Source organism: Pelagibacterium sediminicola, from assembly GCF_003390885.1.
GTDB lineage: Bacteria > Pseudomonadota > Alphaproteobacteria > Rhizobiales > Devosiaceae > Pelagibacterium > Pelagibacterium sediminicola.
In genome coordinates, this window is the sequence record NZ_QMEL01000010.1 from 13,722 (window position 1) to 32,113 (window position 18,392).

Sequence of the window (18,392 nt, forward strand, 5' to 3'; positions counted from 1 at the left end):
CGGGCCGATCGTAAGGATTTGTTAACCCTAAATTGGAAGTCTGCGGCGCAGGCGCCCATGGCGCCGTGGAGACTTTTTGTGCCGGTATCGATGAGGGCTTTGAGGGCTGTGCTGCTCGCGGGCGCGCTTGGTGTGCTGTCCGCGGGGCTTGCCCATGGGCAGGGCGACGGCTCGGTCACCAACAACCCCGACCTGCTGCGCGGATCGTTCTCGCCCTTTTGCGAACCGGCCATGCTGTGCAGCGTCGCGGAAAATCCGCCGCCGCCAGTGCCCGCGCCTGTCGCATCGATGGCGCCGGAGCCGCTTGCGCCCGCCGCGCCCCCGCCGCTCGATAACCCTGCGCCCGTCCCGGCGGCCTTGCCTTCCGCTCCCATGGTTTATCCGCTTTCGCCTTCCTCGCCCTGGCGGGCCGGGTACGGCATTGCGTTACGCGGCGCGTTTGTCCATGCCCGGGGCGCCAACCGCTACGAGGCGCTGCTGATCCCCAACGCCTCGCTGCGCTATAGTGGCGCGGGCACCGAAATCAGCCTTTCGGGCGATGCAACGCTTGTGCAGGGCCTGCGCCGGGAGTTCCGCATCGGGGGCGCAACCCTTGATGGAAGCCTTGCCCACGCGCTGGGGTCCACGACCCGCCTCGGTCTTGAGGGCGCGCTCGCGCTCGAGAGGGATGACCCCCAAGGGCTCGACGTCACCTCCAGTGGCGTTGCAACCGCGCCGCTGCGGCTGGACGCTTCGCTCCAAGGCGCATTGACGCAGCAACTGGGGCTTTTCGATCTGACCGGCACCCTTGCCCTCGACCGCGGGGAAAGGGGGGAAACCCGGCTTGCCAGCGGGGGCGTGCTCGACAATTCCGGCGAGAACCGCACCCGGTTTTCCGGTGGCATGCGCCTGGGCTATGCGTTGACGCCGCTTCTAGGAGTGTTCGTTGCGGGCGAAGCGGGCCGGGACGAATTCGATGCCGTCGATCCTGCCCTCGGGATACGGCGCAGCGGGTGGACCTATGCGGCCCGTGCCGGGGCTACCGCGAACTGGCAGGAAAGGGCGACGCTCGAAGCCTCTATCGGCACGGGATGGCGGACATACGATGCGTCCCTGCCCGATACCCGTTCGCTGCTCTACGGGCTCGCCCTTGGCTATAATCCCGATTCCACCCTGCGCCTGCGCGCCGCGCTCGATACTGAGATCGCGCCGGGCACGGGCAGCGGCGCGGCCAGCACCGATTATACGCTTTCGCTCGAGGCGGCCTACAAGGTCAACCAGTGGCTGGGCCTCCGGGGGACGGCCAGCGGCTCATGGTCCGAGGCGCAAGGGACCGGCGCGCTCACCCGCCGCTATACCGCCGGGCTCGGCGCGGACCTCGTCCTCGGTCCCCATTCCGATTTTGCGCTCGATTACCGCTATGGCTGGCGTAACGATCCGGCTGCCACTCCGCGCGAGGCGGACGAACACCGGGTGAGCGCCGGGGTCAGTTTGCAATACTGATCGGGATATCGCCGGTCAGCGTCTTCAGTTCCGCCATGAAATCGTCGGCGATATCGGGGCGGTCGAGGGCAAAGACCACATTGGCGGTCAGGAACCCGATCTTGGAGCCGCAATCGAAGGACCGTCCCTGATATTTCACCCCGGTGAAGGACTGGCGCGCCATGAGCTGGTGCATGGCGTCGGTGATCTGGATTTCCCCGCCCGCCCCGGCGGTCGCGTCCGAGAGAAGCGAGAAGATCTCGGGCTGAAGGATATAGCGCCCCGAGATGATGAGGTTGGAGGGCGCATTGGCGGGCTTGGGCTTTTCCACCATGCCGGTGATCGCAAACCCCGTGTCGGGGCCCTCGCCGCGCGCCACGACGCCATAGGAGGCAACGTTTTCCATCGGTACTTCCTCGACGGCGATCACATTGCCCCCCGTCGTCTCATAGGCGTCCATCATCTGCTTGAGAACGCCGGGGGCGGACTGGAAGATCATGTCGGGCAAGAGCAGCGCGAAGGGCTCGCGCCCCACGATGTCGCGCGCACACCAGACGGCGTGGCCCAGTCCCAGCGGCTCCTGCTGGCGGGTGAAGCTGGTTTGGCCTGCGCGCGGCAGGTCGCGGCGCAGTTCGGCCAGCGCCTCGGACTTGCCGCGCGCCTCAAGCGTTGCCTCGAGCTCGAACTGGCGGTCGAAATGGTCCTCGATCACACCCTTGTTGCGGCCGGTGACGAAGACGAAATGCTCGATTCCCGCCTCGCGCGCCTCGTCCACCGCGTACTGGATGACCGGCCGGTCGACCACGGTCAGCATTTCCTTGGGCATTGCTTTCGTGGCGGGCAGAAAGCGGGTGCCGAGGCCGGCCACGGGAAAAACGGCAGTGCGTACGCGGTTCGCCAATTGAAATCTCCTCGAACTTTTCAAGTGTCCCATGCCCCGGAACAGGGCATAATGCAATTTCAATACGCTAATGGCATCTTTCGGGTTGCGGTTGCACCCCAAATTGCGGATCGGTATGCGAGGCAAGGGGCAACAGGGTAAGCGGATGCGGGAGTCCTCATGAGTGTTCTTGTAACGGGCGGGGCGGGCTATATCGGCAGCCATATGGTTCTGGCGCTGGCCGATGCCGGTGAGGATGTCGTCGTCATCGATAACCTGACCACCGGGTTCGAGTGGCTGATCGACAACCGCGTCACCTTCGTGTCGGGCGATGTGTCCGACAGCGCGCTGGTGGGCCGGATCATCGCCGAGCACGGCATCGAGGCGGTCATCCATTTCGCCGGCTCGATCGTCGTGCCGGAATCGGTCGAGAACCCGCTCAAATATTACAAGAACAACACCGCCAATTCGCGCGACCTCATCGAAGCCTGCGTTGCGGGCGGGGTGAAGCACTTCATCTTTTCATCGACCGCCGCCGTTTACGGCATGGTGGGGCTCGAGCCGGTGGCCGAGGACGCGGTGCTCAACCCGGTCTCGCCCTATGGCAGATCCAAGCTGATGACCGAGTGGATGCTGGCCGATGTGGCGGCGGCCCATCCCATGACCTATGGCGTGCTGCGCTATTTCAACGTGGCGGGCGCCGATCCGCATTTGCGCTCGGGCCAGTCGGCGGCGGGCGCGACCCATCTCATCAAGGTGGCCGTGCAGACCGCGCTGGGCCTGCGCGACAAGATGAGCGTTTTCGGCGAGGATTATCCCACCCCGGACGGCACCTGCGTGCGCGACTATATCCATGTCAGCGATCTGGTCTCCGCCCACGCGGTCCTGCTCGATCATCTGAGGAAGGGCGGGGAGAGCACGACCATGAACTGCGGTTATGGACGCGGTTTTTCGGTCGATCAGGTGATCGACACGGTGAAATCCGTGACGGGAGTCGATTTTACCGTCGAACGCGGGCCCCGCCGCCCGGGCGATCCCGCCTCCATCGTCGCCAGCGCCAACCGCATCCGCTCAATGGGCTGGACACCCGCCCATGACGATCTCAACGAAATCGTCGATCTCGCCTATCGCTGGGAGCAATATCTCAACACGCGGAACGATCGGCCGTCGATTTACTAGGCCCGGCGTATTTGGCTGGCATCGCAGCACCCCTCATCCGACCTCCGCTTCGCTCCGGCCACCTTCTCCCTCAAGGGGAGAAGGGTAGCACCGCGGGCGTATCGGCTCTTGAGCCCCCCTCTCCCCTTGAGGGAGAGGGGCTGGGGGTGAGGGGTGCAGCGATGCTCACCTAATCGCAAGCGCCCCCGCTTTCAGCCCCAACCCGAATAAGGTATCACTACCCGCCATGAGCCGTATCCGCCTGCCTATCCTTGCGTTGCTTGCGCTGCTTGTCGCAGCGGTGCCCGCGTTTGCGCAGGAGCAGCGGCCGCGTAATCTGTTCGAGCTTTTGTTCGGGACCGGCCAGCAGCAGAGCCAGCCGGTGCCCGCCCCCGCTCCGGCACCTGCGCCGTCATCGCCGGGCCAGGGGGTGGTGCGGGCGCCCGCCGCCCCACCGCCGCCTCCGGCGGTCGAAAAATCGCCAGACGCCCAGCGGGTGATGGTGGTGGGGGATTCCATGGCGGTCGATCTGGCGCGCGGGCTGGAGCGGTTTTACGCCGAGAACGAGAATGTGCGTGTCATCGGGCGCGGGGTGGGCTCGTCGGGCTTTGTGCGCGATGATTTCTTCAACTGGCAGCGGACCATCGAGGAGGCGATCGCCGAGGACAGTTTCGACATCGCCGTCGTCATCATCGGCATCAACGACCGGCAGGCGCTGGGGGCGGACGCGCCGCTTTCCGACCCCTGGCGAGCCGCCTATTCGGCGCGGCTCGAAAAATTCCTTGCAACGCTGCGCGCCGCCGACAAGCCCGTGGTGTGGATCGAATTGCCGCCGATGGAACTGGCCCAGTACGGCGCCGGGATCATCCAGATTTCGGCCATGCACCGTGCCGCCGTCGAGGCAGCGGGCGCCGAATGGGTCGAGACCTTCGAGCGCTATATGAGCGAGAGCGGGGGCTATACCGCCACCGGCCCCGATCTCAACGGTGACATCACGACCATGCGCAAGGCCGATGGCATTCACTTTTCGGCGGCGGGGTCCGACAAGCTGGCCTTTTACGTCGACCGGGCGATCGGCGACTATCATGGCGGCGGGGGCTCGACGCTCGAGGTCGCCGATCACCTTGCGGGCACCGACGCCGCCCTGATGCTGCGCCCGCCCTTTCAGGGGCTGGGGCAGGTGCAGCTCGGGGAAATGGCGGGCCTTGTCCAGCAGATCGGCACCCGGACCTATCGGGCAAACGATCTGGTCGTCGCCGGTGCCCCGGTCGCCGCGCGCGAGGGGTTCGAGATCGAAGCCCTGCTCAACGCGCCCGAAGGGCGGATCGACGCGTTCGGGGTGCCGATACGGGAACCCATGGTGGTCGAAAACCCGCGCGGGCGGTGAGGCCCGATACCCTCGCTCCGCTCTTGGGCACTATAATCGCCGATGCCTTTCCTTTGCTTCCCCGGCGAAAGCCGGGGTCCCATTGCAGGGGAGGAAAGCGGGGTTGGAAAAAATAACTGAACGAATTGAACGCAAATCGTTTTCCCGTTCAGTTATGGATCGGGAATACTCCGTATTTTCAGCGCGGCAGGCTCGTTGCGCCCATCAGATCGAGGTCGATGGCCCGTGCCGCCTGCCGGCCTTCGCGGATCGCCCAGACGATCAGCGACTGGCCGCGCCGCATGTCGCCGGCGGCGTAAACGCCTTCGACCGAGGTCCTGTAGGTGAAGGTATCGGCGAAAAGATTGCCGCGCCCGTCGAGCTTCGCGCCGAGCTGTTCCAGCATCCCTTCATGGACCGGGTGGGCAAAGCCGATGGCCATCAGGACGAGATCGGCCCTGAGCACGAAATCGGTGCCCTCGATGGGCTGGCGGGAGAGCCCGACCCGGGCGCATTCGACCCCCGTCACATGCCCGGTGCCATCGTCAACGATCTCGAGCGTTCCGGCGGAAAACTCGCGCACCGCCCCTTCGGCCTGGCTCGATGAGGTGCGCATCTTGATCGCCCAGTTGGGCCACGAGGTGAGCTTGTCTTCCTTTGCCGGGGGCTGGGGGCGGATATCGAGCTGGGTCACCGAAACCGCGCCCTGCCGGAAGGCGGTGCCGATGCAGTCCGAGGCGGTGTCGCCGCCCCCGATCACCACCACATATTTGCCCGAGGCAAGGATCGGTTCGCCCGTCACCGCCTCCCCGCCATTGCGCCGGTTCTGCTGGACGAGATAGGGCATGGCGTAGTGCACGCCCGCATGGTCCGTCCCCGCGCACCCCGGATGGCGCGGATGCTCCGCGCCGCCGCACAGCAGCACGGCGTCGTGGCTCTTCTGAAGCTCGGACAGCGGACGCGAGACCCCGATATTTTCGCCGAAATGAAAGACGACGCCCTCGGCTTCCATCTGGGTCTGGCGGAAGTCGATGTGGTGTTTTTCCATCTTGAAGTCGGGGATGCCATAGCGCAGCAGCCCGCCGGGTCTGGGCTCGCGTTCATAGACATGCACCTCATGGCCGACGCGCGCCAGTTGCTGGGCGGCGGCGAGCCCGGCTGGGCCCGCGCCCACCACGGCGATGGTCTTTCCCGTCTTTACTTCGGCTGGCTGGGGCCTGATCCATCCGTTGCGGATGGCCTTGTCGGCGACGGCCTGCTCGATGGTCTTGATGGCGACAGGCATGTCCTCGAGGTTGAGCGTACAGGCTTCCTCGCACGGGGCGGGGCACACGCGGCCGGTAAATTCGGGGAAATTATTGGTCGAATGGAGGTTGCGCGCCGCTTCCTCCCAATCGTCGTTGTAAACCAGATCGTTCCAGTCGGGGATCTGGTTGTGCACCGGGCACCCCATATCGCCGTGGCAATAAGGGACGCCGCAATCCATGCAGCGCGCCGCTTGCTTTGTGATCTCCGGCTCGGTGAGCGGAATGGTGAACTCGCGGTGGTGCCTTATGCGGTCCGAAGCGGGCTCGTAGCGCTGCTCCTGACGGTCGATTTCGAGAAAACCTGTGACCTTGCCCATGCCTTCCTCCTATTCGGCAGCCGGGCGGACGGACTGTCCGGCGCGGCGTGCTTCCATTTCCTGCATCGCCCGGCGGTATTCGACGGGCATTACCTTCACGAATTTGGGCCGGTATTCTTCCCAGTCGTCGAGGATCGTTCTCGCGCGGTCCGAGCCGGTATAATGCAGGTGGTTGGAGATGAGCTGGTAGAGCCGCTCGTCGTCGTGCCGGGTCATGTCGCCCGAGATATCGACCCGGCCATGCCATTCGAGGTCGCCGCCATGGTGGTGGAGCTTTTGCATCAGCTCTTCTTCTTCCTCGACCGGTTCGAGATCGACCATGGCGAGGTTGCAGCGGTTGCGGAACGTGCCGTCCTCATCGAGCACATAGGCAACGCCGCCCGACATGCCGGCGGCGAAGTTCCTACCCGTCCCGCCGATGACGACGACCAGCCCGCCGGTCATATATTCGCAGCCGTGATCGCCCGTGCCCTCGACCACCGCGATGGCGCCCGAATTGCGCACCGCGAACCGTTCGCCCGCTACGCCCCGGATATAGCACTCCCCATCGATCGCCCCGTAAAGCACGGTGTTGCCGACGATGATCGAATTGCCGGGAACGGTTGCCGATCCTTCGGACGGACGGATGACGATGCGGCCACCCGACAGGCCCTTGCCGACATAGTCATTGCCGTCCCCGACAAGATCGAAACTGATGCCTTTTGCAAGGAACGCGCCGAAACTCTGGCCCGCCGTGCCCCTGAAGGTCACGGAAATCGTGTCGTCCGCCAGCCCCGCATGGCCGTGCGCCTTTGCGACTTCGCCCGACAGCATCGTGCCGGTCGCGCGGTTGAGCGAGCGGATCGGCATCTCGATCCGCACCGGGGTCTTCGTGTCGATGGCGGCGCGCGCCTTGGCGATCAGGTCACGATCCAGCACCGCTTCGAGATGATGGTTCTGGCGTTCGGAATGATGGAGGGTATCGCCGCCGACCGGCTGGGGCGTATGGAACAACCGCGAGAAATCGAGCCCGCGCGCTTTCCAGTGGTCATCGAGCCGGGTCTGGTTGAGCAGGTCCGCGCGCCCGACAAGCTCGTTGAGCGTTCTTGCACCCATCCCGGCCATCAGGCCGCGCAGTTCTTCGGCCACGTAGAAGAAGAAATTGATGACGTGCTCGGGCGTGCCCTTGAAGCGCTTGCGCAGCACGGGGTCTTGCGTCGCGACACCCACGGGGCAGGTGTTGAGATGACATTTGCGCATCATGATGCAGCCCGCCGCGATCAGCGGGGCGGTGGCAAAGCCGAATTCATCCGCCCCCAAAAGCGCGCCGATCAGCACGTCACGGCCCGTCTTGAACCCGCCATCCACCTGCAAGGCCACGCGCGAGCGCAGCCGGTTGAGAACCAGCGTCTGGTGCGTTTCGGCCAGCCCGATCTCCCACGGCCCGCCGGCGTGCTTCAATGAGGTCAGAGGCGAAGCGCCGGTGCCGCCGTCGAAGCCGGAAATGGTGATGTGGTCGGCCCGCGCCTTGGCAACGCCCGCCGCGACCGTGCCCACGCCCACTTCCGAGACGAGCTTGACCGAAACGTCCGCCTCCGGGTTGACGTTCTTGAGGTCGTAAATGAGCTGGGCAAGATCCTCGATGGAATAGATGTCGTGGTGCGGCGGGGGCGAGATCAGCCCGACCCCCGGCGTCGAGTGGCGCGTCTTGGCGATCACCCAATCGACCTTGTGGCCGGGAAGCTGCCCGCCCTCGCCGGGCTTTGCCCCTTGGGCGACCTTGATCTGGAGCATGTCGGCGTTGACCAGATATTCGGCGGTGACGCCAAACCGGCCCGAGGCGATCTGTTTGATGGCGGACCGCTGGGGGTTCGTCGAGCCGTCGACAAGGGGCCTGAACCGGTCCGGTTCCTCGCCGCCCTCGCCGGTGTTGGACTTGCCCCCGATCCTGTTCATGGCGACGGCAAGCGTCGTGTGCGCCTCGCGGCTGATCGAGCCGAAACTCATGGCCCCGGTCGCAAAGCGCCGGACGATCGCTTCGGCGGGCTCGACCTCGGAAATGTCGATTTCGGGGCCGAGCGGGTTGATCGTAAAGAGCGAGCGGATAGTGAGGCGTTGCGCACTGTCGCCATTGGCGGCCTTTGAAAAGGCATTATAGCGCGCCTGCGCTTCCGCGGCGTCGATCTCCTTGCCGCGCACCGCGTGCTGGAGGTTGGCGACGATGTCGGGTTCCCAGGCGTGGGCTTCCCCGCGGATGCGGTAGCCATATTCTCCGCCCACTTCGAGTGCCTTGCGCAGCACCATGTCGTTGGAAAAGGCGAGCTTGTGCCGACGCAGGCTTTCCTCGGCGATTTCGAGCAGGCCCACGCCCTCGATGGAGGTGGCGGTACCGAAGAAGTATTTTTCAACGAAAGGGCTCGAAAGCCCCACCGCATCGAAAATCTGCGCGCCGCAATAGGACTGGTAGGTCGAAATGCCCATCTTGGACATGACCTTCAACAGCCCCTTGCCCACCGACTTGATATAGCGGTGAACGACCTCTTGGGCATCGACCTCCTCGGGAAATGCGCCCTCGGCATGGCGGGAGGCCAGCACCTCGAAGGCGAGATAGGGGTTGATGGCTTCCGCGCCATATCCGGCGAGCATCGCGAAATGATGGATTTCGCGCGCCTCGCCTGTCTCGACCACGAGCCCCGTCGAGGTCCTGAGCCCCTTGCGGATCAGGTGGTTGTGCACCGCCGAGAGCGCCAGAAGCGTGGGGATATCGAGCCGTTCCGCCGAGACCAGACGGTCCGAGAGGATGATGATGTTGTACCCGTTCCCCACCGCGCTTTCGGCGCGCGCGCAAAGCTCGTCGAGCGCGGGCTCCATGCCCGCGACCCCGAGCCCCACCGGGTAGGTGATGTCGAGGGTTGCGGTGTGGAACTGGTTGTCGGGCATATCCCCGAGCGCGCGGATTTTTTCGAGATCCTCATTGGTGAGAATGGGCTGGCGCACTTCGAGGCGCTTGACGGTGGACAGCCCTTCGAGATCGAAAAGATTGGGGCGCGGGCCGATGAAGGACACAAGGCTCATCACCGATTCCTCGCGGATCGGGTCGATGGGCGGGTTGGTGACCTGCGCGAAATTCTGCTTGAAATAGGTATAAAGCAGCTTGGGCTTGTCCGAGAGTGCCGAAAGCGGGGTGTCGGTGCCCATCGAGCCGACGGCTTCCTGGCCCGTGGTCGCCATTGGGGCCATCAGGAGCTTGATGTCTTCCTGCGTGTAGCCGAAGACCTGCAGGCGGTCGAGCAGGGCATCGGTGGGCTCGGGGGCCTTGGGGGTGGTTTCGGGCAGGTCCTCGAGGACGATCTGGGTCCGGCCCAGCCATTGGGCGTATGGGTTCTTGCCCGCCAGCGTCTTCTTGATCTCGTCGTCGGAAACGATGCGGCCCTCTTCGAGATCGATCAGCAGCATCCGTCCCGGCTGGAGCCGCCAGCGCTCGACGACGTCCTCGTCCGGGATATCGAGCACCCCGGATTCGGAGGCCAGGACCACATGGCCCTCGCGGGTCACGAGATAGCGCGCGGGGCGCAATCCGTTGCGGTCCAGCGTTGCCACAACATAGCGCCCGTCGGTCAGCGCCATGGCGGCGGGGCCGTCCCAGGGCTCCATGAGGGCGGCGTGATATTCGTAAAAGGCGCGGCGTTCCTCGTCCATTAGCGGGTTGCCCGCCCAGGCTTCTGGGATGAGCATCATCGCGGCGTGGGGCAGCGGATAGCCCCCGCGCACGAGGAATTCGAGCGCGTTGTCAAAGCACGCGGTATCGGACTGGCCCTCATAGGAGATCGGCCAGAGTTTGGAGATTTCCGCGCCGAAGAGGTTGGAGTTGACCGAAGCCTGCCGTGCCGCCATCCAGTTGACGTTCCCACGGATGGTGTTGATCTCACCATTGTGGATGGTCATGCGGTAGGGGTGGGCGAGCTTCCAGCTCGGGAAGGTGTTGGTCGAAAAACGCTGATGCACCAGCGCGATGGCGCTCTCGAAGATTTCATCGTGCAGGTCGGGATAGAACCTGTCCAACTGGTCGGCAAGGAACATGCCCTTGTAGACGATGGTGCGGGCCGACATCGAAACGATGTAAAAGCCGTTATCGTCCTGCACCTCGGGGATTTCGCCATAGACGGTGTTGGAAATCACCTTGCGGGCGATGAGCAGGCGGCGCTCGAAGTCGTCGATGCTGTCGAGCCCTTGGGACCGCGCAACGAACATCTGCTCGATGATCGGCTGGGTGGCGATCACGCCTTGGGAAAGGCAGGCATTATCGGTTGGGACGACGCGCTCGCCGATGACCGCGAGCCCTTCGGCGGCAAGCGTTTTGCGCATCAGGTCCGCGCAGCGCTCGCGCAGGGAAGGATCGTTGGGGTAAAAGATCATCAGCGGCGCGTAATGGCCCGGTTCGGGCAGCGCGAAATCCGTGACTTTCTGGAAAAAAGCGTGGGGGATCTGCACGAGCAGTCCGGCCCCGTCTCCCATCAGGGGGTCGGCGCCCACGGCGCCGCGATGTTCGAGGTTCTCGAGGATTTCGAGACCCTTTTCGACCACTTCGTGGCTCTTGATGTTTTTGATGTTGGCGATCATGCCGATGCCGCAGGCATCGTGCTCTTTGCGGGGGTCGTAAAGCCCCCTGGAAGGGATAGCGGGTTTGGACGGAGGCGTTCCCGAAAGACGCGCATCCGCCCGTAAGACACTCATTTGCATTACATCCATTTCTTTTTCCTCGCCAAAACACCCGGCATCCATCCTCGCGGACACCGGGAAGAGACAATGATCCTGCTCGGGTCGTCCTCGTCGGCACGGCTCGGGTGAGCAGGTCGGCAATTCAATATGGAGCGGCGCTCTATCCAAATGGCCGCTCAGGTCCGGGCGCAAGGCATCCGCCGCGTTTTCCGCTGCCCGCCCGCAAGGCGCGTTCCGTTGCCGCGCGCAGCGCAGTATACGCTGCTTTCCGGCCAATCGAAAACCGTTCGCCTCCGGCCGGCTGAACGAAAAGGTCCTGGCCTGCCTTGTCAGTCCCACCGGTCCTTCGCCATGCCGTTTCTTGCGGGCGGCTGACCGGCGCGCGGCACAGCCGGGGAGACCGGAGCACCGCCTTTAATGGGGCAGGAGTGCTGCCCTATCTGCGAGATTTGCACACTTCTTTTTTTCGATCAAGCGGCTTTGCATCATCGGGGGAAGGAAAAATGACATGAAAAAAGGCGGGCACCGGTGATGGTGTCCGCCTGAAATCCGCTCTTTTCCGAGCAGAAAAATCCTATTCGAGATGGGATTTGATGAACCACAAATTCTTGTCGAGGTCGCGCGAAAAGGCTGTGAGAATGTCGGCGGCGTCCGCATCGCCCGCTTCCTCGGTCGCGTCGATATCCTCGCGCACCTGATTGGCGAGCGCCGCGTAGCGCTCGGCAAGGGCTGCGAGATGGTCCATGGTCTTGCGGATATCGGTGGGGTAGGGGGCGAGCTTGGTCTGTTTGGCGACGACCTGGCTGGTGCCCATGGCGATGCCGTCGAGCTGGGCCACGCGTTCGGCGATCGTATCGACGTGTTCATCGAGCGATGCGCGCATGGGGTCGAGCATTTCGTGAATGGCTATGAAGTCGGGACCCTTGAGGTTCCAGTGGGCTTGCTTTGTAACCAGCGCCAGATCGATGGAGTCGGCGAGGCGGGCGTTGAGAATGTCGATGACGGTGGACTTGGCGTTGGCCTTGAGCGCGATCGAGGGGGTCTTCATGGTCGAAATCCTTTAAGTGCTGGCGATACCCGACTCACCAAACCTTTATGGAGCAAGACGGTTCCGCGACAAGAAATGGCGCGGCTTTTGGGGCCGCGCCTTGCTATCGGCGCTTAAGGCCGGATCAGTTCACGGTCTTGTCTTCGATCGTGGGCGCGGATGCGGCCTTGATCTCGATCTGGCGCGGGCGCTTGGATTCAGGAAGCTCGCGCTTCAATTCGATATGAAGCAGGCCGTTCTCGAGGGCGGCGCCCGAGACCTCCACATACTCGGCTAGCTGGAAGCGCAACTCGAAGGCGCGCTCGGCAATGCCGCGATGGAGGAATTCGCGGGCCTTGCCGTCGGACCCGTTGGCGCGGGCGCCCTTGACCACGAGGTTGTTCTCCTTGGTCTCGATCGAGATATCGCCGGTCGAAAAGCCGGCTACCGCGATCGAAACGCGATAGGTGTCATCGCCGGTGCGCTCGATATTGTAGGGCGGGTAGGTCTTGGCGTCTTCGCCCACGAGATTGTCGAGGCGCGAGAACAGGCGGTCAAAACCGACGGTCGAGCGATAAAAGGGGGTAAAATCAAGACGTTGCATTTTGTGTTCTCCTGAACGTAAAGCAAGAATCACAGTTGTGCTGGCCGGAGGGGCTCCCTTTAAAAGGCGAGACATTTCCGGCCCGCGTCCCCGGATCATCCGGCGGACAAAAAAGAGATAGGAACCCGTTCGGGACGGTTCAAGGGGGCGCCTCGAGGCGATGAACGGGGCATGAATGGCGCGCTGGGGAAGGGTTCAGGCGGGCTCGGGTAGAACGGTTTCAAGAACGCGGGGGGTCCCCGTGTTCGTCAGCGGACCCGTTCACCGCCCCCCGCAACGGTGTTCGCTGAAAGAAGGCGCGTCTGCCCCACCCGGCCGGCGCGCCTTCGCCTTTTTGCGCGTCCCTCATGGTCTGGAAAGGGGTTTGGCCTTATCGTTCTTAGAGCCCCTGTTTTGATGGAGTCAAAACAGGGGCTCTATGTCTTTGTTATATCGCGTTTCCGAACCGCATAAGTGGTATCCACTTATGCTGGAAACACTCTAGAAGGACCATCCGGGGGATTCGCCCATCATGACCGTTGTTGCCGACGCCGATCCTGCAACGCTGTGCGACGTGCCGTCCAACCCCGTGCCCGAGGGCGCGCATGCGGGGTATTTTTCAACGCGCGACAATGTCCGCATCCGCTATGCGCGGTTTCCGCGAACCGGGCCGGTGCACAGGGGAACGGTCTGCATCGTCCAGGGGCGGACCGAATTCATCGAGAAATATTTCGAGACCATCGCCGACTTCCAGAAGCGCGGCTTTGCGGTCGCAACCTTCGATCTGCGCGGGCAGGGCGGCTCGGACAGGCTGATCCCGAACAGGAAACACGGCTTTGTCGAACATTTCGACGATTACTGGCTCGATCTTTCGAGCTTTCACGAAAACGTACTCCTGCCCGATTGCCCGCCGCCCTATTATCTCGTGGGCCATTCGACCGGGGGGCTCGTGGCGCTTCTGGCCGCGGCACGCGACCGGCTGATGTTCGACCGGGTGTTCCTGTCCTCGCCCATGGTGGCGCTGCCCGGCCTGCCGCTGGGCCTCAATGGCATGGCGCGGCTGGTAGGCGCCTTGCGGTTTCTCGGGCTTTCGCGCCTGCCTCTGGCGCGTCGGCAGGATAAGCCGCAGAGCGAGGCGAGTTTTCCCGGCAACCCGCTGACGGGCGACAAGGCGCGCTACATGCGTTCGGTCGATGTGCTCGCGGTGCGCCCCGATCTCGAAGTCACCTCGCCAACGCTGGGCTGGATTGGCTCATCGCTCGATGCGATGGCGCAGGTCAACGCCGATGAATTTCCCGCCAGCCTCAAGATCCCGGTCTTTATCTGTGCCGCCGCGCTCGACCGCGTCGTGGATACGGCGGCCACAGAGATGCTAGGGCTGAGGATGCGCAACGGACGCCACGTGATCATACCCGGCGCGCGGCACGAATTGTTCATGGAAACCGACGCCATCCGCGAACAGGTGCTTGCCGCCTTCGATGCGTTCATTACCGAGCAGGCGGAATAAGCCCTGAAGCTCTTATGTTCCTTTCGTCGCCAGTGGGCGACGACAGAATAAATGGGTGGGCCAGGCGCTTCAGACCGCGCCCAGCATCGCTTCGCGCAGCACCTTCATCGCTTCGGCGTGCAATTCCGGCGTCGCGGCGGCGACGCAGGTGCCGCCCTGTTCGGCGCGGCCGCCGTCCCAGGTGGTGATCGTGCCGCCCGCAGCCTCGATGATGGGGATCAGCGGGGCGATGTCGACGTCCTTGAGGCCCGCTTCGACGACGATATCGAGATGGCCCGAAGCCAGAAGGCAATAGGCGTAGCAATCGAGCCCGTAGCGCACGAAAAGCGACGCCTTCCGGACTGCGTTCCACCCCGCCAGGTGGGGTTCTGAAAAAAGCTCGGGCGTGGTGGTCGAGAGCCGCGCAGCGGCCAGCCGGGTGACGGCGCTGGTCCTGATGGGCTGGCTGGTGCCGTCGCGAATGAAGCTTGCCTCGCCTCCGGCGGCAAGCCACGTCTCGCCGGTAAAGGGCTGCTCCATCAGCCCGGCGACGGCGCGGCCATTCCGGGTGAGGCCGATCAGCGTGCCCCAGACCGGAACCCCGGAGATGAAGGCGCGGGTGCCGTCGATCGGATCGATGATCCAGGTGAGGGGGCTGCCGGTGGCCTTCATGTCCCATTCCTCGCCGACGATCTGGTGGTCGGGGAAGCGATCCCCGATGACGGCGCGGATAGCGGTTTCCGCTTCCCGGTCGGCGGCGGTCACCGGGTCAAAGCCTGAGGCCAGCTTGTTGTCCACAGCCAATTGCGTGCGGAAATGCCCCAGCGTGAGCGGGCGGGCCGCGTCGGCGGCGGCGCGCAGAGTGGCGGCGATCTCGGCGGTGGCGGGCAGGGCTGAGGCGGAATTTGTCATGGCTTGCCAAAATCTTGGGGAGGAACGGACGAATGGCGCGGGCCGTAAACCACTCGTTCATAGTGTTTAACAAATGGTTTCCGAAAGTGATTCTTTTTTGCAACAGGGGGTATGGATTGTAGGCCTTGGTGCGATGGTCGCACTTGCGTCATCCCCGAAAAAGGTTCAAGCACAATATTGCATGATGGTTTGGTAGTTCTTTTCCAGTTCAGGAAACCTCGTGAACTGCCAACGTTTCCTCCCTTGACTTGGGCCGCTCCGCGCGGCCCACTCTTTTTCCTGATCCCGGAATTTTTTGGCCGTCGCCGCTATTCGGCCGCCTGCGGTTGAGCGAGGCTTACGGCGTCGAAATCGATCAGCGCGGCCACGAGGCGGCTCGCGACCTGGCTGAGCGCTGCGAACCCCTCGTTCTTTTCCAGTGTCGCCTCGTTCATGTAGAGGTGGCGGCTGATTTCGATTTGCAGCGCATGGGCGCCGTAGCGCGGGCGGCCATAGGTACGGGTCGCGTGCCCGCCCGCATAGGGCCGGTTGCGTGCCACCCTCAACCCGGCGCCGACAAAGATGTTTTCAACCAGATCGACGATGGCCGGGGCGCAGGAGGCGCCATAGCGGTCGCCCAGCACCACATCGGGGACCGAGCGGTCATTGCTGCGCGAAAGGCGCGGCATGGAGTGGCAGTCGATCAGCACCGCGATGCCGAATCGCGACAGCGTGTCGGACAAAAGGCCCTGCAGGGCACGGTGATAGGGCTTGTAGATGCCCTCTATGCGCATGGCCGCGTCCTCGAGGGAGAGGAGATCGCGGTAGATGGGCCGGTTTTCCGAAACGATGCGCGCGATGGTGCCCAGCCCCGCCGCGATGCGCGGGCTGGTGGTGTTGTAGTGCTCGGGCAGCGCCTCGCGGAACATGCGCGGGTCGAGCTCGTAAGGCTCGCGGTTGACGTCGAGATAGGCGCGCGGAAAGCGGGCGCGGAGCAGAGGCACGCCCATACGGGGCGCGCGCGAGAAGATCTCGTCGATATAGGCGTCCTCGGACTGCCGGATGGTATGGGAATTGAGCCGGGAGAGTTTTAAGAACCGCTCGGGATAGTCCGAGCCCGAATGGGGCGAGTTGAGCACGACAGGCGCAAGCTGGCGGCGCGGGCGGATGGTCTCGAATGCGGGCCGGTCCTCAAAGTCCGAGTGCACGGCAACTCCCTGGAGTGGAGCGTTTCCAGAATAGGCGGGCACCTCTTATCCGGTCTGGAAGCGCAACCAACAAAATGATCTATCCGGCAAATCGGTGCCCTTTTTCCGATAACTGTGCATGGGCGGACGGCACTTGTCCACCGGACAATGCAACCGGCTTGCCAGCGAAGACGCTTTTGTAAAACATGCGAATCACCAAACGAGGCGTATGCGCGGAAATTCTGGACGATGATGAACCGAATCCTGCTGGCGGAAGACGATGACGACATGCGCGGCTTTCTCACCCGCGCGCTCAAGAACGCCGGCTACGAGGTCGTTGCCTACGATAATGGCCGCTCGGCCTATGAGCGGCTGCGCGAGGAACCGTTCACGCTTCTGCTCTCGGATATCGTGATGCCCGAGATGGACGGGATCGAGCTTGCCCGCCGCGCCACCGAACTCGACCCCGATCTGAAGGTGATGTTCATTACCGGCTTTGCCGCCGTCGCGCTCAATCCCGACAGCGAAGCGCCCAAGGGCGCCTCGGTGCTTTCCAAGCCGTTCCACTTGAGGGAACTGGTGGGGGAAGTCGAGCGTCTGCTGGCCGCCTGACGGGCCGGTTTTCCACCCGCGCCCTTGATCGATCGCATCGGCCGACTTATCCTATTGACCAGGGCGATGGTTTTGTGGTGTATCGCCCTCGCAGGGGCTGCTGACGCAGCGCTTGCAAATGAGAGATGGGCGTATAGCTCAGCGGGAGAGCACTACGTTGACATCGTAGGGGTCACTGGTTCAATCCCAGTTACGCCCACCATTCTCTCTCCCTGCCCTTTCCCAAAGGCAGGATGACCAGACGCAACGCCGTCTGACGGGAGTATAGCTCAGCGGGAGAGCACTGCCTTCACACGGCAGGGGTCACTGGTTCAATCCCAGTTACTCCCACCACTTAAGCCCTTGAAATTGTTGATTTTAATTTTTGCTTCAAGGGGTGGCAGACAGTGAACCTTGGTTCAATTGAACCAGAAGGGTCAGAATTCGAGGGCGGAAGCCGCCTTCTTGAGATATTTCGGGGAGTATCGAGCATATACGCGATACGTGATCCGAGGGTCGGTGTGGCCCAGAAATTGCGCAATTTCGTCCATCGGTATGCCTTGCTCGGCCATCCAAACCGCCGCGCTATGGCGTAGGTCGTGAGGCGTCACATCGTCGAGGCCGGCACGTTTAACCGCTGCCGCGAATCCCTTCTTGATGTTCAGCACTCTCTCACCGGCATATTCGATCACATACGGGGTGATCGCCAACGCCTTGGCCTCGAGCAGTTCAGCCTTGAGCCGGTCGGTCATTGGCACGAGGGCGCGTCCCTTTCGGTTCCGCTCCCCGACGACGCCGAGCCGGATTTGCTCCCGCTCGAAATCCACTCGATCCCACGTTAACTGCAGGATAGCCGACTTGCGGCCAGCGGTGGAAAGCGCCAGCACCATATAGAGCCGGATATGCGGCGCGCTGCACGCATCGAGGAGCTTTGCAAACTCCTTCCGCGTCAGATGCCGATCTCGCGGTGGTGGTTGGCTAGGAGCCTCGAATACGGCTCCTTGGGTGCCGTGCCAGTTGAGAGCCTGGCGGACGATGTTCAGTTCCTTGAGGATCGTCCCATCGCCGATCGGCTTTCCACGCGCCCGCTCACCCTGTTGCCTGCGCTGGTCGATATATTCTCGGCAGGTCTCGCGGGTGATCTGGTCGGGCCTGAGGTGGCCGAAGTGCCCCTTGGCTCGATCCCATCCGTATTTCAGGCGCGCGTGATCAGTGATGCGACCGTCTTTCTCGGTCAGGTACGCATCAACGATCTCGCCAACGAGGGAGCCGGGAGGCGCGGCCATATCGACTTGCAGGTCGATCAGGCGTCGCTCGGCTTCCTCACGATCCTTGGTACGAAGGGAACGCCTCTGGGTGGCGCCGCCGGGGTCGTTCCACACGGCGTACCATGTGCCCCGGTAGAGCTTGATTCTGAGTTCGGACATTCAAAGTCCCTCA

Annotated in this window: 13 protein-coding genes and 2 tRNA genes; 7 read left to right on the forward strand and 8 right to left on the reverse strand. The window is 63.4% G+C overall.

The window, feature by feature from the left end; genetic code table 11:
- Positions 1 to 78: 78 nt before the first annotated feature.
- Complete coding sequence (locus DQG18_RS13750; RefSeq protein ID WP_157970174.1) at positions 79 to 1,482, forward strand: outer membrane beta-barrel protein; 1,404 nt, start codon at positions 79 to 81, stop codon at positions 1,480 to 1,482.
- Here the strand turns inward: DQG18_RS13750 and galU are convergent.
- Positions 1,466 to 2,362, reverse strand: coding sequence for a UTP--glucose-1-phosphate uridylyltransferase GalU (gene galU, locus DQG18_RS13755; RefSeq protein ID WP_425454227.1), 897 nt, complete (start codon positions 2,360 to 2,362; stop codon positions 1,466 to 1,468). The genes DQG18_RS13750 and galU overlap by 17 nt on opposite strands.
- A 159-nt stretch (positions 2,363 to 2,521) precedes the next feature.
- On the opposite strand from galU, the gene galE reads away from it, so the two are divergent.
- Positions 2,522 to 3,520 carry a UDP-glucose 4-epimerase GalE gene (gene galE / locus DQG18_RS13760; protein ID WP_116654830.1) on the forward strand — a complete coding sequence of 333 codons (999 nt, stop codon included), beginning with the start codon at positions 2,522 to 2,524 and terminating at the stop codon, positions 3,518 to 3,520.
- 226 nt (positions 3,521 to 3,746) lie between these two features.
- Positions 3,747 to 4,886, forward strand: coding sequence for an SGNH/GDSL hydrolase family protein (locus DQG18_RS13765; protein WP_116654831.1), 1,140 nt, complete (start codon positions 3,747 to 3,749; stop codon positions 4,884 to 4,886).
- A gap of 178 nt (positions 4,887 to 5,064) precedes the next feature.
- On the opposite strand, the gene DQG18_RS13770 is transcribed toward DQG18_RS13765, so the two are convergent.
- The 4 genes from DQG18_RS13770 to DQG18_RS13785 all read right to left on the reverse strand — a co-directional run bounded on the left by DQG18_RS13770 (position 5,065) and on the right by DQG18_RS13785 (position 12,818).
- Positions 5,065 to 6,489: a glutamate synthase subunit beta gene (locus tag DQG18_RS13770; protein WP_116654832.1), complete on the reverse strand. Its 1,425-nt coding sequence runs from the start codon at positions 6,487 to 6,489 to the stop codon at positions 5,065 to 5,067.
- Between the two features lie 9 nt (positions 6,490 to 6,498).
- Positions 6,499 to 11,202 carry a glutamate synthase large subunit gene (gltB, locus tag DQG18_RS13775; RefSeq protein WP_245958466.1) on the reverse strand — a complete coding sequence of 1,568 codons (4,704 nt, stop codon included), beginning with the start codon at positions 11,200 to 11,202 and terminating at the stop codon, positions 6,499 to 6,501.
- A 559-nt stretch (positions 11,203 to 11,761) separates the two neighbouring features.
- On the reverse strand, positions 11,762 to 12,244 hold the full coding sequence (gene dps / locus DQG18_RS13780; protein WP_198669779.1) for a DNA starvation/stationary phase protection protein Dps: 483 nt from the start codon (positions 12,242 to 12,244) through the stop codon (positions 11,762 to 11,764).
- A 115-nt stretch (positions 12,245 to 12,359) separates the two neighbouring features.
- Complete coding sequence (locus DQG18_RS13785) at positions 12,360 to 12,818, reverse strand: Hsp20 family protein (RefSeq protein ID WP_116654834.1); 459 nt, start codon at positions 12,816 to 12,818, stop codon at positions 12,360 to 12,362.
- A 511-nt stretch (positions 12,819 to 13,329) separates the two neighbouring features.
- Here DQG18_RS13785 and DQG18_RS13790 point away from each other — a divergent pair.
- Entirely contained in the window at positions 13,330 to 14,304 is a 975-nt protein-coding gene (locus DQG18_RS13790) for an alpha/beta fold hydrolase (RefSeq protein WP_116654835.1), read from the forward strand.
- 69 nt (positions 14,305 to 14,373) lie between these two features.
- On the opposite strand, the gene hisN is transcribed toward DQG18_RS13790, so the two are convergent.
- Both hisN and DQG18_RS13800 read right to left on the reverse strand, forming a co-directional pair.
- The gene (hisN, locus tag DQG18_RS13795) at positions 14,374 to 15,195 is read right to left on the reverse strand and encodes a histidinol-phosphatase (RefSeq protein ID WP_116654836.1); all 822 of its coding nucleotides are present in this window, start codon (positions 15,193 to 15,195) and stop codon (positions 14,374 to 14,376) included.
- 308 nt (positions 15,196 to 15,503) lie between these two features.
- Positions 15,504 to 16,382 carry an N-formylglutamate amidohydrolase gene (locus tag DQG18_RS13800; protein ID WP_245958467.1) on the reverse strand — a complete coding sequence of 293 codons (879 nt, stop codon included), beginning with the start codon at positions 16,380 to 16,382 and terminating at the stop codon, positions 15,504 to 15,506.
- A 231-nt stretch (positions 16,383 to 16,613) separates the two neighbouring features.
- On the opposite strand from DQG18_RS13800, the gene cpdR reads away from it, so the two are divergent.
- From cpdR to DQG18_RS13815, 3 genes are all read left to right on the forward strand, one after another.
- A complete protein-coding gene (gene cpdR / locus DQG18_RS13805) occupies positions 16,614 to 16,973 on the forward strand; it encodes a cell cycle two-component system response regulator CpdR (protein WP_116654910.1) in 360 nt (119 codons plus the stop codon).
- Positions 16,974 to 17,100: 127 nt separating this feature from the next.
- A tRNA-Val gene (locus tag DQG18_RS13810) sits at positions 17,101 to 17,175 on the forward strand.
- 56 nt (positions 17,176 to 17,231) lie between these two features.
- Positions 17,232 to 17,306: transfer RNA gene (locus tag DQG18_RS13815), tRNA-Val, on the forward strand.
- A gap of 83 nt (positions 17,307 to 17,389) precedes the next feature.
- Here DQG18_RS13815 and DQG18_RS13820 read toward each other — a convergent pair.
- On the reverse strand, positions 17,390 to 18,379 hold the full coding sequence (locus DQG18_RS13820) for a tyrosine-type recombinase/integrase (RefSeq protein WP_116654838.1): 990 nt from the start codon (positions 18,377 to 18,379) through the stop codon (positions 17,390 to 17,392).
- Between the last annotated feature and the right edge of the window lie 13 nt (positions 18,380 to 18,392).

Excerpts from the sequence above, each read along its gene's own strand:
- galE (WP_116654830.1), top strand. The coding sequence starts at position 2,522 with ATGAGTGTTCTTGTAACGGGCGGGGCGGGCTATATCGGCAGCCATATG.
- DQG18_RS13765 (WP_116654831.1), top strand. The coding sequence starts at position 3,747 with ATGAGCCGTATCCGCCTGCCTATCCTTGCGTTGCTTGCGCTGCTTGTC.
- DQG18_RS13770 (WP_116654832.1), bottom strand. The coding sequence starts at position 6,489 with ATGGGCAAGGTCACAGGTTTTCTCGAAATCGACCGTCAGGAGCAGCGC.
- gltB (WP_245958466.1), bottom strand. The coding sequence starts at position 11,202 with ATGAGTGTCTTACGGGCGGATGCGCGTCTTTCGGGAACGCCTCCGTCC.
- DQG18_RS13785 (WP_116654834.1), bottom strand. The coding sequence starts at position 12,818 with ATGCAACGTCTTGATTTTACCCCCTTTTATCGCTCGACCGTCGGTTTT.
- DQG18_RS13790 (WP_116654835.1), top strand. The coding sequence starts at position 13,330 with ATGACCGTTGTTGCCGACGCCGATCCTGCAACGCTGTGCGACGTGCCG.
- hisN (WP_116654836.1), bottom strand. The coding sequence starts at position 15,195 with ATGACAAATTCCGCCTCAGCCCTGCCCGCCACCGCCGAGATCGCCGCC.
- cpdR (WP_116654910.1), top strand. The coding sequence starts at position 16,614 with ATGAACCGAATCCTGCTGGCGGAAGACGATGACGACATGCGCGGCTTT.
- DQG18_RS13820 (WP_116654838.1), bottom strand. The coding sequence starts at position 18,379 with ATGTCCGAACTCAGAATCAAGCTCTACCGGGGCACATGGTACGCCGTG.